A 12,604-nucleotide genomic window follows, 5' to 3' on the forward strand; every position below is an offset into this window, starting at 1 on the left:
GGGCGCGTCGAAGCGGGCCCACGGCGGCCTGTACACCGTCCAGGAAAAGTCCTGTACAGTGTTCAGGCAGTCGAGCGGTGTCGCCCATCACACCGCGTCCAGCACCCGTCACCAGAGGAACTCCACCGTGGACCAGGCAAGCATCAGTCGCATCGATGCGCAGCACATCTGGCATCCCTACGGGGCCATCCCGGCCGCCTCGGAGCCGCTCGTGGTGCGTGCCGCCGACGGCGTTCACCTCCATCTCGCCGACGGTCGCAGCGTCGTCGACGGCATGAGCTCCTGGTGGGCCGCGATCCACGGGTACCGCCATCCGGTCCTCGACGACGCCGCGCGCCGACAACTCGACTCGATGTCGCACGTGATGTTCGGTGGTCTCACCCACGAGCCCGCCGCTCGTCTGGCACAACTGCTCGTCGACATCACCCCCCGTGGGCTGCAGAAGGTCTTCTTCTGCGATTCCGGCTCGGTGTCGGTGGAGGTCGCCATCAAGATGGCCCTGCAGTATTGGCGTGGCCGCGGTGAACCGGGGCGCACGAAACTGCTCACCTGGCGCGGCGGATATCACGGTGACACCTTCGCGCCGATGAGCGTCTGCGATCCCGACGGCGGCATGCACTCGATGTGGACCGACGTTCTCGCACAACAACTTTTCGTTCCCGCGCCACCGGCCGACCATGATGCCGCGTACGTGGCCGCCGTCGCGGAGACGGTACGCGCCCACCGTGACGAGCTCGCCGCGATCATCGTCGAACCGGTCGTGCAGGGCGCCGGCGGAATGCGTTTCCACGACCCCGCATACCTCGCCGACCTGCGCCGCATCTGTGACGACCACGACGTTCTGCTGATCTTCGACGAGATCGCCACCGGTTTCGGGCGCACCGGGGAGCTGTTCGCCGCCGACCATGCCGGGATCGCACCCGACATCATGTGCGTCGGCAAGGCGCTGACCGGTGGATACCTCACCCTGGCGGCGACCCTGTGCACCGACGAACTCGCCGCGGTCATCAGTGCCGGTGAGGCCGGGGGACTGGCCCACGGCCCGACCTTCATGGCCAATCCGCTCGCCTGCGCCGTCGCGGTGGCCTCCACCGAACTGCTGCTCGCCGGCGCGTGGCGCGCCGACGTCGCGCGCATCGGCGAGGGCCTGCGTACCGGCCTGGAACCGCTGCGTGGAATCACCGGCGTCGCCGACGTGCGCGTGCGCGGTGCGATCGGCGTTGTCGAACTCGACCACCCCGTCGACCTGGCCGCGGCGACGACGGCGGCCGTCAACGCCGGGGCCTGGCTACGGCCGTTCCGCAACCTCATCTACGCGATGCCGCCCTTCATCTGCACCGCCGACGACGTCGAGGTGATCACCCGCGGCATGCGGGCCGCCGTCGACGCCAGTCTCGCCGTACCCGCCGGAGGTCACCCGTGACGACGCTGAACCCCACCACACCCGCCGCCACCGGCGAATCGGTCGCCCTGTCCTGGCTGCACAACGCCGCCCGTGCCACGAAAGAGGCCGGGCTGCACCGCGAACCGATCGTGCGGACCACCGGCGCGGGCCTGCTCAACCTCGCCTCCAACGACTATCTCGGGCTCTCGACGCATCCGCACGTGATCGATGCCGCACGGTCCGCGGTGACGCAATGGGGCGCCGGCTCGACCGCATCGCGACTGGTCGTCGGCACCACCGCGGCGCACGTCGACTTCGAGCACGAGATCGCCGACTTCCTCGGATTCCCTGCCGCGCTGATGTTCTCGTCCGGCTACCTCGCCAACGTCGGGGCGATCACCGCGCTCGTCGGACGCGGTGATCTCATCGTCTCCGACACCGGGACCCACGCCTCGCTCATCGACGGCTGCCGGCTGTCGCGGGCACGGGTCGTGGTGGTCGACCGCGGCGACGTCGCGGCGGTGCGCGCGGCACTGGCCGACCGTGCCGAAGAGCGTGCCCTCGTCGTCACCGACTCGATCTACAGCGTCGACGGTGCCGCTGCCCCGGTGGCCGAGTTGTACACCGCTGCACGTGAATTCGGTGCCGCACTGCTCGTCGACGAGGCTCACGGCCTCGGTGTGCGCGGCCCGGGCGGTCGGGGAGTGATCGCCGAGGTCGGCCTGTCCGGCGCACCCGACCTCGTCGCCACCACCGTCGCGTCGAAGTCCCTGGGCGCGCAGGGCGGTGTGGTGCTCGGGCCGGCGGTGTTGCGTGATCACCTGACCGACCGCGCCCGCACCTTCATCTTCGACACCGGTCTCAATCCGGCCGCCGTCGGCGCGGCCCACGCCGCCCTGCGCATCCTGCGGGAGCAACCGGATATGCCACAGCGACTGCGCCACAACATGATTCGCATGGCCGATCTTCTCGACGTGGCATTGCCCGTCGGTCCGGACGGCGCGGTGGAGACCTCGGCGGTGCTCTCGATCATCATCGGTGACCCGCAGCCCGCGGTCGCCGCGGCCGCCGCCTGCCGGAACGCCGGGGTGCTGGTGGGGTGCTTCCGCCCGCCGTCGGTGCCACCGGGCACCTCCCGGCTGCGGCTGACCCTGCGCGCCGATCTCGACGACGCCGACATCGACCACGCCGCCGACGTGGTGCGCGCGGCGCTGCACGAGGTGGGTGCGCGATGACCCTCGATCCGTGGTGGAAGCCCACCCGGCCGGTCGCCGACCGGAGCCTGGTGATCACCGGCACCTCCACCGACGTCGGCAAGACCATCGTCACCGCGGCACTCGCCGCGACGCTCGCCGCTGCCGGCACCGACGTCGCCGTCTGCAAGCCCGCGCAGACCGGTGTCGGACCCGACGAGCCGGGCGATCTGGCGACCGTCACCGCCCTCGCGGGCGACCTGCCGACGTGGGAGGGGGCGCGGTTTCCGGATCCGCTCGCCCCGGAAACCGCCGCGCACCGCGCCGGATCACCGCAACTCGACATCAACGACGTGGTGCCCCGGGTCGCCGACATCGTCGGCGACCATCGGCTCACCCTCATCGAGGGCGCCGGCGGTGTACTGGTGCGACTCGCCCCCGAGTTCACGATCCTCGACGTGGCACGCGCTCTCGGTTCGGCGGTCCTCGTCGTCACCCAACCGGGACTCGGAGCGCTCAACCACGCCGAGCTCACCGTGGCGGCCATCCGCGCGGCCGGCGTCGACGTCGCCGGCCTCGTCATCGGATCCTGGCCCGCCGCTCCGGATCTCGCGATGCGCTGCAATCGACACGACCTCCCGCGCCTGACCGGTGTACCGGTCGTCGGAGTCCTGCCCGAAGGTGCCGGTGCGATGTCGGGTGAGACATTCCGCTCCGCGGCACCCACCTGGTTCGACGCCGACTGGATCACCGCGATCCGCACCCACGCCGACGCCCCGCAGACCGTTGCTCACGCCGACTCCCCGCAGACCACCCCGACCGACAACAGCCACCTCGAAGGAATCTTCTGATGACCCAGGCCCCGATAGCCCCCGCCACCGTCGACGCCGACACCGCCGACATCCTCACCATCGCCCGCGAACAGGTCCTCGAACGCGGTGAGGGCCTGACCCAGGAGCAGGTGCTCACCGTGCTCCGGTTGGGCGACGACCGCCTCACCGAACTGCTGCAGCTCGCGCACGATGTGCGGATGCGCTGGTGCGGCCCCGAGGTCGAGGTCGAGGGCATCATCTCGCTGAAAACCGGTGGCTGCCCTGAGGATTGCCACTTCTGCTCACAGTCGGGATTGTTCGCCTCGCCGGTGCGCAGCGCCTGGATCGACATCCCGTCGCTGGTCGAGGCGGCCAAGCAGACCGCCAAGACCGGCGCCACCGAGTTCTGCATCGTCGCCGCGGTCCGCGGTCCGGACAAGCGGCTGCTGAGCCAGGTCGCCGCGGGTATCGAGGCGATCCGCAACGAGGTCGACATCCAGATCGCCTGCAGCCTGGGCATGTTGACCCAGGAGCAGGTCGACCAACTCCGCGACATGGGCGTGCACCGCTACAACCACAACCTGGAGACCGCGCGCAGCCACTTCCCGAACGTCGTCACCACCCACACCTGGGAGGAGCGTTGGGACACCCTGCGGATGGTGCGTGACGCCGGCATGGAGGTCTGCTGCGGCGGCATCCTCGGCATGGGGGAAACCCTCGAGCAGCGCGCCGAGTTCGCCGCCGACCTCGCCTCGCTCGATCCCGACGAGGTGCCGCTGAACTTCCTCAACCCGCGGCCGGGTACCCCGTTCGGTGACCTCGACGTGTTGCCGGCCTCCGAGGCACTCAAGTCGGTCGCGGCGTTCCGTCTGGCATTGCCGCGCACCATCCTGCGTTTCGCCGGCGGTCGCGAGATCACCCTCGGCGACCTCGGCGCCAAGCAGGGCATCCTCGGCGGTATCAACGCCGTGATCGTCGGCAACTACCTGACCACGCTCGGTCGTCCCGCCGAGGACGATCTGGACCTGCTCAGCGATTTGTCGATGCCGATCAAGGCACTCAACGACAGCATCTGATTACCTGGTGAGATGAGAGCAACCACGATGAGCGCCGCCGCGGCGGCGACCGACATTCCCGGTCCGCTCGACGAGCCGCATCGCTACGGCGTCTACACCGGCATCGAACTGGAGATCCAGGCGCCCGACGCGGTGCCGACCGCGGCACGCCTCGGCCTGGAACCGCCACGGTTCTGCGGCCAGTGCGGCCGGCGGATGGTGGTGCAGGTCCGTCCCGACGGCTGGGATGCGCGGTGTTCGCGCCACGGCACGGTCGACTCCAGCGAGTTGGGGCGCCGGTGAGCGAGGTGGCCGGTGCTGCAACCGCGCTCGAGATGCGTCCGCGCGTCCGGCACCGCACACCCGCCACGCTGCTGGCCGCCGTCGGGGTCGTTGTGCTGTTCGGTGTGATCGCCGGCGCAGTGTGGGCGGTCGCCACACCCGCGGCCTCCGCGGTCAAGGGCCGCACCCAGGTGTACATGGTCGACAGCTTCGCCGGCGTCGCGACGTTCGCGTTCGTGATGTTCGGCTTCGGTGTCGTCGCCGCGGTGGTGACGTGGTTCGTCGCGCCCGGCTGGCGTGGCCTGCCCGGTTACGCCGCGATGCTGGCGTCGACGGTGATCGGTGGCGCGCTCGCCGGTGTCGTCGGTTCGGGATTCGCCGCTCGACGCTTCCCCGACCCGGATTCGATCGGCGTCGGGGACGTGTTCACCGCCGTCCCGCAACTCTGGCTCGACGGCGTGACCCGCGGATCGCCCAGTGGCCCTTGGATTCTGCTGATCTGTGCGCCGCTCACCGCGACGGTGGTGTACCTGTTGGCGGCCATCGTGAGCCGACGCGGCGACCTCGGGGTGGGTGACGGCCGCATCGAGCAGTCCGACGTTGTGGTCACATCGGCGGTTTGAGGGTCGCGAATTCGTCGGTGACGCGCAATTGCGTGTCGGCGAACGCGTAGAGCGCCGGCGGGCGACCTCCGGAGCGGCCGGTGCGGCCCAACGTTCCGGTTGCCACCACCACACCGCGGCGGCTCAGGATGCGCAGCAGGTTCGTGGTGTCGACGCGATATCCGAGTGCGGCGCCGTAGATCTCGGAGAGTTCCGACATCGGAAACCGCTTGGGCGCCAACGCGAATGCGATGTTGGTGTAGGACAGTTTGGCCGCCAGGCGGTGCCGGCCCGCGTCGATGATGGCGGCGTGGTCGTAGGCCAGGGACTGCTCGGCAAGAGCGTCGACCCGGTGCCACGTGGCCGTCGGCGGGAGCCGGGTCGCTGCGTCGGTCGGCACCAGACCCAGATAGGTCGACGCGATCGTCCGCACCTCGGGTACCCGCTCGGGATCGGAGAACACCGACAACTGCTCGAGGTGCGCGACCGTGGTGACATCGAGATTCTCGGTGAGAAAGCGACGGGCGCTGGCCGACAGGGTTTCGGCGGCGCCGGCCACGTCACCGCCCGGCAGTGACCACGGTGAATTCTCGTCGGTCCGCCACAGCAGGACGAACAGGTCGGGCTGGCCGCCGGGGGAGATCGGGCGCACCTGGAAGACGACAGAGAGCACCTCGACCCGCAGCGACATGCGCTCGATAGTAGGTCAGAGGTCGTCGAGGACCACGAGTCCGTCCTGGATGGCCCGCGCGACGAGCGACGCCTTGGTGCGTGCGGTACGGCCCGCCTCGGCGTACTTCACGCGGATGCGGGCGAGGTGGGTGTTGACGGTGCCCACCGAGATCATCAGTTGGGTGGCGGCCTCCGACTTCGAGTCGACGAGCAGCCAGGTGCGCAGCACCTCGACCTCGCGGGTGGTCAACGGGACCGGGGTGTACTGCGGGGACGGCGGCTCGCTGGGGACCGCCCGGAGTGCCGTCGGTGGTGCCATCGGATCGGCGGCTGACCCAGGCCGACGGGCGGCGAGGCGGTCGAGAGCCTCCTGACGACGACGCATCGCCTGCAACGGCGTGGAGTAGGCGCGGCGGACACCGAGGACCGGACGCGGCCCAACCGCGGTCGGGATCTGTCGATGACTCGGGCCGTCGGAGGTGTTGGCATTGCGCGAAGCGGTCATGATGATCATGTCTCCTGGGGCAGATGAACGGGGTTTCTGCTGCTGCGTTGCGTTATGAACGCTACGGAGTGAAACGATCCCGCAAACGCGTAGTGGACTACTTGGAATGCGCTTGGAACTACTCGGAGCACGTGTCCAGATCGCGCAATCTCTTGCGTTACTCCAGCTCAGGCCGATCGGGCAGGGCTCCGCCATCGCGTTGCCGCGTCTCCGCTGACAGCGCTCTCGCTGACACTGACAGCGCTCGCCACGGCGTTGACAGCGGTCTCGCCGGCACTGACAGCGCTCTCGCCGACGTTGACAGCGCTCTGCTCCGCACTGACAGCGCTCTCGCTGACACTGACAGCGCTCGCCGAGGAACACTGTGTTGCCGCAGTTCAGGCGTGCTTGGTCAGCGATGACGCGGCCCGGCGGCATCCGGCCGGAATGTCCGCGCGCTTGCCGGTGTTACGATCATCACCAGGTTTTCGACCACTAGTCGAAAACCGGCTCGAGGCGCAGACCGCGCCGAGACCACGCCGCCGCCCGGCGGCAGGGAGATGGAGTGGCAGATGAGCATCACCAGCGACCGCGCCGCGGTGACTGACGCGACCCTGATAGACGCACCGGGTCTCATCGATGCGCAATGGGTCGACGGCCCCGGCGGCTACTCGGGTGTCGAGCCGACCCCGGAGTGGGCCGAGGAGATCCGCCGCCTCGCACGCGCGCGCAACGCGACCCTGCTGGCGCACAACTACGAACTGCCGGCCATCCAGGACGTCGCCGATCACGTCGGTGACTCCCTCGCTCTCTCACGCATCGCGGCCGAGGTCGACTCCGACGAGATCGTCTTCTGCGGCGTGCACTTCATGGCCGAGACCGCCAAGATCCTCAGCCCCGACAAGCGGGTGCTGATCCCCGACGCCCGCGCCGGATGCTCGCTCGCCGACTCGATCACCGCCGACGAACTGCGCGAGTGGAAGGACGAGTTCCCCGACGCCGTCGTGGTGTCCTATGTGAACACCACCGCGGAGGTCAAGGGACTCACCGACATCTGCTGCACCTCGTCCAACGCCGTCGACGTCGTCGCGTCCATCGACCCCGACCGCGACGTCCTGTTCCTGCCGGATCAGTTCCTCGGTGCACACGTCAAGCGCGAGACCGGCCGCGACAACATCCACATCTGGGCCGGCGAATGCCACGTCCACGCCGGCATCAACGGCGACGAGCTCACCGAGCAGGCCGCCGCGCACCCCGATGCTGATCTGTTCATCCACCCCGAATGTGGTTGTGCGACATCGGCTCTCTATCTGGCCGGTGAGGGTGCGGTTCCGGATGACCGGGTCAAGATTCTCTCCACCGGTGGAATGATCGATGCCGCCCGCGAGACCGGCGCCAAGCAGGTTCTCGTCGCGACCGAGATCGGCATGCTGCACCAGTTGCGCAAGGCGGCTCCGGGTATCGACTTCCAGGCGGTCAACGATCGCGCATCGTGCCCGTACATGAAGATGATCACGCCGGCCGCGCTGCTGCGTGCGCTGCGCGAGGGTCGCGACGAGGTGTTCGTCGCCGATGATGTCGCCGAACGCGCTCGTCGCAGCGTCGAGCGGATGATCGCCATCGGTAATCCCGGTTCGGGTGAGTAGCGCTGTGTCGCAGAATATTTCATCGTCGCAGGGATTCGTCGGCCAACTCGTCGCCGACGCTGACCTCGACCTCGCCGTCACCGACGAGGTCCGTGCACTGATCCGCACGGCGCTCGACGAGGACCTGCGCTACGGCCCCGACGTCACGACCGCGGCGACAGTCCCCGCCGATGCGGTGACCGACGCCGCGATCGTCAGTCGCGCTCATGGCGTGGTGGCCGGCCTACCGGTGGTGGTGGCGGTCCTCGACGAGGTCATCGGGTTCGGTGCCTACGAGACCACCGCGCAGGTGGCCGACGGCACCCGGGTCGCGCCCGGCGACACCGTCCTTGCCGTTCGTGCGCCCACCGCACCGTTGCTGACCGCAGAACGTACGGCACTGAATCTGGCGTGTCACCTCTCCGGTATCGCCACCGCGACCGCCCAGTGGGTCGATGCCATCGCCGGGACCGCAGCCAGAGTTCGCGACTCACGAAAGACTTTGCCGGGCTTGCGTTATCTGCAGAAGTACGCGGTGCGCGCCGGTGGGGGAGTCAACCATCGGATGGGCCTCGGCGACGCCGCCCTCATCAAGGACAATCACGTCGCCGCCGCGGGATCGGTTAGTGCCGCGCTCGCCGCCGTCCGGGCGGCCGCACCGGATCTTCCGGTGGAGGTCGAAGTCGACTCGCTCGACCAACTCGACGAGGTACTCGCCCTCGAACCGCAACTGGTGCTGCTGGACAATTTCGAGTTGTGGGCCACCCAGATGGCGGTATCCCGTCGCAACAACCGGTCGCCGCAGACCAAGCTGGAGTCCTCGGGCGGACTGACGCTGGACCAGGCCGCCGACTACGCCCGGACCGGCGTCGACTATCTCGCGGTCGGCGGACTCACCCACTCGGTGACCGCACTCGATCTCGGTCTTGACATCCCGAGCTGACGCCCAGGCGCGTCGACCATCGGCAATGGCGCAGAACATCAGTGGTGTCGTGGCCGACTTCGACGACATGTGGCGTTCGAGACGAGGTGACCTCGAGCCGATCGGGCATCTGCTTCGATACCGAGTCGGGGACACCTGGGTGCGTTTCCACACGCTGCCGGGCGCCAAACGGTCCCCGGAAAACGATGCCGAGCATCGCACGGTGTTCTCTCGGCACCGGGCAGTGCTGTCCGAATTGAGTTCGGTTGCAGGAACATCGCCGCGGGACCTTCGTGTGCTGACGAGCGCGGGGTCATCGACTTCGCAACCGACGGCCCGTTCTCCGCGTCTTGTCGCGGCGTGCGGTAGGGCCGCGTACTGGCGCTCGCTGCTCGTGGACGACGACATGGATTCTCAGTGGTGGCAGCACGTTTACATAGGAACGTCGACTCTTGGGTCGCCGCAGTTGCGTGCGCTGCTGAGGTTGGTTGCCGACGACCGTGCCGGTGATGTCATCATTGCCTCGCCGGGAGCGGACTGGCTCTATCACCCCTATGACGGTGGCGGCGACGTCATAACGCCGACCCAGGCCATCCGGGACGGGTTGCGTGACAGGTTCTTTCGATGGCTGCCACCGAACGCCGAGGGTTTGTAGCCGTCTCTCACTCCGTCACGGTTGTCAGTGAGACCACCGGGCCGTTGATGTTGTAGGTGTGTACCTGGCTGCTCAGTGCGCGAACGGTCGTCACGTCGACTGCGTACAGGTGCCGACCGTCGGGACGGTCGAGAGCCGATCCCGCCAGTCGAGAGCCGATCCCGCCGGTCGAGAGCCGATCCCGCCGGTCGAGCACCCCTCATTCCGGCCCGGTCGAGCAGCCCCATTCCGCCGGTCGAGCACCCCTTTTCGTTGGTCGAGCCGGTCCGGAGCGCTAGCGGAGGACTGTGTCGAGACCTCGCAAGCCGACGCTGAAAACCCAACCACCCCAAACACACTCACCTTTGCACAACCTGTGTATAGAAAACACTTGCGATTCGTGTTTAAGTGGGGTTATAATAGAACAGATATGCTACACGGCATTCTCGGGGGAGGTGACATCAGCATGACAGACACCACCGACAGTCCCATGTCACGACCACTGCAACTGATGCACCAACTCTCCGAGATCTTGGACGAGTTGGCCCAGACTCCGATGACCGCCTGCTCGGACACCGAAGTCATCGAGGCGGCGAAACTGTCCGAACAGATCGCGACCCGCACCCACTTCCAAGGTGATCGGGCGATCCTGGAAATCTCGGATCGCAGTGTGCACCGCAAGGTCGGCAAAGTCAGCCTGTCGAACTTTCTGAACTTCGATCTGCGGATCGCGCAACCCACCATGCGCATCGCGCACATGAAAGCCACCGCCCGATTCCACGGGCTGACCGGACAACCGGAGGAACCGAAGTTCCCCACCCTGTCCAAAGCATATGAGCAGGGCCTGATCGGCCACACCCACCTCTCGGCGGCGTTGGAAGCCCTGGACAAGATCCCGGGCGCCGTTCCGCATGACAAGAAGGTCGCCGCCGAAGAAACCCTGGGTGAGAAAGCCACCGAACACATTCCAGCCGACATCACCAAGATGGGTGCCCGGATCCTGGCGCACCTCGATCCCGATGGACAGTTGGTGGAGGAGAAAGAACGCCAACAGCGTCGCAACCTGTGGATCAACCAGTCCCGGGTCGATGGGATGGCGAAACTCAACGGGCATCTCCCGCCGGTCACCCGGGCTCTGTGGGACACCATGCTCGACGCCTGGGCCAAACCCGGGATGAATAGTCTCAGCGATCCGGAATCGCCGACCGGTGCGATCGGTGACGCCGACCCCGACGTGTTGGCTGCGGCGGTCAAACGTGACGACCGTTCTCAGGCGCAACGCAATCTTGATGCGATGCACATGTTGTTGGTGTCGGCGATGAAAGAAGGCGTCCTCGGCAAAACGCATCGAGGCCTGCCCGTGGCGTTGATCGCGAAAGCGTCCGTGACGGATCTGCTGGCCGGGGCCGGATATGCCACCACGGCATCTGGTTCGACGATTCCCATTCCTGATTTGCTGAGTGCGTTGGGAGACATCGAAGATCCCACCGATGTGCAGCAGTTCCTGGCGGTGTTCTCCGACGCCATCGACCTGCCCCTGTATCTCGGGCGGTCCCGACGCCTGGCGTCGACCGAGCAGCGGATCGCGTCGTTCTCCCGCACCGGCGGTGAGGTGTGCTCGTTCCCCGGGTGTGGGCAACCCGCGTCGCGTTCGGAAATGCATCACGCCAAAGAGGACTGGGCTGATGGCGGGAAAACCGACATCAGCGATTTGGCGCCGGCGTGTGGGCCGCACAACCGGATGGTCGGCCCGAAACCCGGCCAGTACACCACCGGCATCTACGAAGACGGGCCGCTCGCCGGACGGTGCTGGTGGCAACTCAACGCCGAACCCGGCATGCCGGCAAACCCGAAGATCGTCAACGACCACCCCGACATCACCGCCCTGTACGAGGAGAAACTCGACCAGATCCGCGAACAGATCCACGGCGACATCGTCGCCGATTGTGGTGCCGGCGCAACCGAACCCGCAGACACCGACGCGGTTGACGCCGACACCGTCGATGCCGAAACTGCTGACATCGAAGCCGACGTCGCTGACGCGGAGGATGAGGCCGAGTCGGTCCATACCGACATCGACGAACCGGCCGATCCCGACGACGAGGACACCGCGTCGCCGTTCGTGGACGCCGAAATCTCGTCCGATCGTGGTGTCTCGAGTGACTATCCGGCTCCGGCTGCCGACTCCTCGAGCATCGACGACAGCATCGACATCGCAGACAGCGTCGACCAGGACGCCGATCATGAGTCCGGCGTCACTGACCGGCCCGACCCAGCCGTCGACGAATATGGTTCGGGCGCAGACCAATTCGATCCGGTCGAGCCTCAACCACCCGACCAGCAGGACAGGCCCGGCGCCATAGGCGACGAGCACTCTGACGAACCTGGTGTCACCGACACCGGGGAGATCGACCTGGTCGTCTTCGACGGGGACGGTGTTCCGATCACCGACGATCCCGACGACCCTGCTGCCGCTGCCGGGATGGATCGTGCCTCGCGTACCCGGATTCGTGTCCGCGACACGACCAGCGAAGGACAGCCCCGCGAGCGCCGCATCCGTGATGGCGGCATCCGTACCAGCGACGCCGACCGTGAACGTGAGCTTGAGGAACTGGCCGCCATCGGCATGAACCCTCGTAACAGCCGGATCGAACGTGTCCTGGCAGCCCGGCTTCACTACCGGCTCGACACCTCCTGAAGCAGCCCGCCCACCGGTACTGGCCGGGCCGCACTGCCACAGAAACGTTGTGGCGGTGGGAAGTTCCGGCCTTTCCTTGCGAGGTCTCGACACGGGCTTCGCTAGCGCTCCGCCCGGCTCGACCAACGTGTGGTGCGGCTCGACCGACGGGTTGGGCCTCGACCTCGATCTCGACAACCTCGGCCCGGCGGACACGGCTCGTAGCTTCGACGGAGCTCACGCAAGGCCATCGCTCCGGTCG

At 67.5% G+C, this 12,604-nt stretch carries 12 protein-coding genes; 10 read left to right on the forward strand and 2 right to left on the reverse strand.

Features of this window, described 5'->3' with window-relative positions:
- Positions 1-127 precede the first annotated feature (127 nt).
- The 6 genes from ABLE94_RS03675 to ABLE94_RS03700 are packed head-to-tail and all read left to right on the forward strand — an operon-like array spanning position 128 to position 5,349.
- On the forward strand, positions 128-1,423 hold the full coding sequence (locus tag ABLE94_RS03675; protein WP_348804043.1) for an adenosylmethionine--8-amino-7-oxononanoate transaminase: 1,296 nt from the start codon (positions 128-130) through the stop codon (positions 1,421-1,423).
- Entirely contained in the window at positions 1,420-2,619 is a 1,200-nt protein-coding gene (locus ABLE94_RS03680) for an 8-amino-7-oxononanoate synthase (protein ID WP_348804042.1), read from the forward strand. Before ABLE94_RS03675 ends, ABLE94_RS03680 begins: the two co-directional genes overlap by 4 nt.
- Positions 2,616-3,428 carry a dethiobiotin synthase gene (gene bioD / locus ABLE94_RS03685; protein WP_348804041.1) on the forward strand — a complete coding sequence of 271 codons (813 nt, stop codon included), beginning with the start codon at positions 2,616-2,618 and terminating at the stop codon, positions 3,426-3,428. Before ABLE94_RS03680 ends, bioD begins: the two co-directional genes overlap by 4 nt.
- Positions 3,428-4,465 (forward strand): biotin synthase BioB, encoded by a 1,038-nt coding sequence (bioB, locus tag ABLE94_RS03690; protein ID WP_348804040.1) that lies wholly within the window; start codon positions 3,428-3,430, stop codon positions 4,463-4,465. Before bioD ends, bioB begins: the two co-directional genes overlap by 1 nt.
- Positions 4,466-4,477: 12 nt before the next feature.
- Positions 4,478-4,747 (forward strand): biotin synthase auxiliary protein BsaP, encoded by a 270-nt coding sequence (gene bsaP, locus ABLE94_RS03695; RefSeq protein WP_348808071.1) that lies wholly within the window; start codon positions 4,478-4,480, stop codon positions 4,745-4,747.
- 5 nt (positions 4,748-4,752) lie between these two features.
- Positions 4,753-5,349, forward strand: coding sequence for a DUF2567 domain-containing protein (locus tag ABLE94_RS03700; RefSeq protein WP_348804038.1), 597 nt, complete (start codon positions 4,753-4,755; stop codon positions 5,347-5,349).
- Here ABLE94_RS03700 and ABLE94_RS03705 read toward each other — a convergent pair.
- Together ABLE94_RS03705 and ABLE94_RS03710 are read right to left on the reverse strand one after the other, a co-directional pair.
- Complete coding sequence (locus ABLE94_RS03705) at positions 5,333-6,019, reverse strand: NrtR DNA-binding winged helix domain-containing protein (protein WP_348808072.1); 687 nt, start codon at positions 6,017-6,019, stop codon at positions 5,333-5,335. The two genes, ABLE94_RS03700 and ABLE94_RS03705, sit on opposite strands and share 17 nt — an antisense overlap.
- 15 nt (positions 6,020-6,034) lie before the next feature.
- Entirely contained in the window at positions 6,035-6,505 is a 471-nt protein-coding gene (locus ABLE94_RS03710) for a LuxR C-terminal-related transcriptional regulator (protein WP_348804035.1), read from the reverse strand.
- Between the two features lie 551 nt (positions 6,506-7,056).
- Here ABLE94_RS03710 and nadA point away from each other — a divergent pair.
- From nadA to ABLE94_RS03730, 4 genes are all read left to right on the forward strand, one after another.
- Positions 7,057-8,130: a quinolinate synthase NadA gene (gene nadA, locus ABLE94_RS03715; RefSeq protein WP_348804034.1), complete on the forward strand. Its 1,074-nt coding sequence runs from the start codon at positions 7,057-7,059 to the stop codon at positions 8,128-8,130.
- On the forward strand, positions 8,123-9,052 hold the full coding sequence (gene nadC, locus ABLE94_RS03720) for a carboxylating nicotinate-nucleotide diphosphorylase (RefSeq protein WP_425476127.1): 930 nt from the start codon (positions 8,123-8,125) through the stop codon (positions 9,050-9,052). Before nadA ends, nadC begins: the two co-directional genes overlap by 8 nt.
- 49 nt (positions 9,053-9,101) lie before the next feature.
- Positions 9,102-9,686, forward strand: a complete 585-nt coding sequence (locus ABLE94_RS03725; protein ID WP_348808073.1) for a DUF3885 domain-containing protein — start codon at positions 9,102-9,104, stop codon at positions 9,684-9,686.
- A gap of 445 nt (positions 9,687-10,131) precedes the next feature.
- Positions 10,132-12,363, forward strand: coding sequence for an HNH endonuclease signature motif containing protein (locus ABLE94_RS03730; protein WP_348808074.1), 2,232 nt, complete (start codon positions 10,132-10,134; stop codon positions 12,361-12,363).
- Positions 12,364-12,604 lie beyond the last annotated feature (241 nt).

The sequence above is a fragment of the Gordonia sp. VNK1 genome, from assembly GCF_040049135.1.
GTDB lineage: Bacteria > Actinomycetota > Actinomycetes > Mycobacteriales > Mycobacteriaceae > Gordonia > Gordonia oleivorans.

Coding starts and splice junctions, on each gene's coding strand:
- ABLE94_RS03710 (WP_348804035.1), bottom strand. CDS start 6,505: ATGACCGCTTCGCGCAATGCCAACACCTCCGACGGCCCGAGTCATCGA.
- ABLE94_RS03730 (WP_348808074.1), top strand. CDS start 10,132: ATGACAGACACCACCGACAGTCCCATGTCACGACCACTGCAACTGATG.
- bioD (WP_348804041.1), top strand. CDS start 2,616: ATGACCCTCGATCCGTGGTGGAAGCCCACCCGGCCGGTCGCCGACCGG.
- bsaP (WP_348808071.1), top strand. CDS start 4,478: ATGAGAGCAACCACGATGAGCGCCGCCGCGGCGGCGACCGACATTCCC.
- ABLE94_RS03705 (WP_348808072.1), bottom strand. CDS start 6,019: ATGTCGCTGCGGGTCGAGGTGCTCTCTGTCGTCTTCCAGGTGCGCCCG.
- bioB (WP_348804040.1), top strand. CDS start 3,428: ATGACCCAGGCCCCGATAGCCCCCGCCACCGTCGACGCCGACACCGCC.
- nadA (WP_348804034.1), top strand. CDS start 7,057: ATGAGCATCACCAGCGACCGCGCCGCGGTGACTGACGCGACCCTGATA.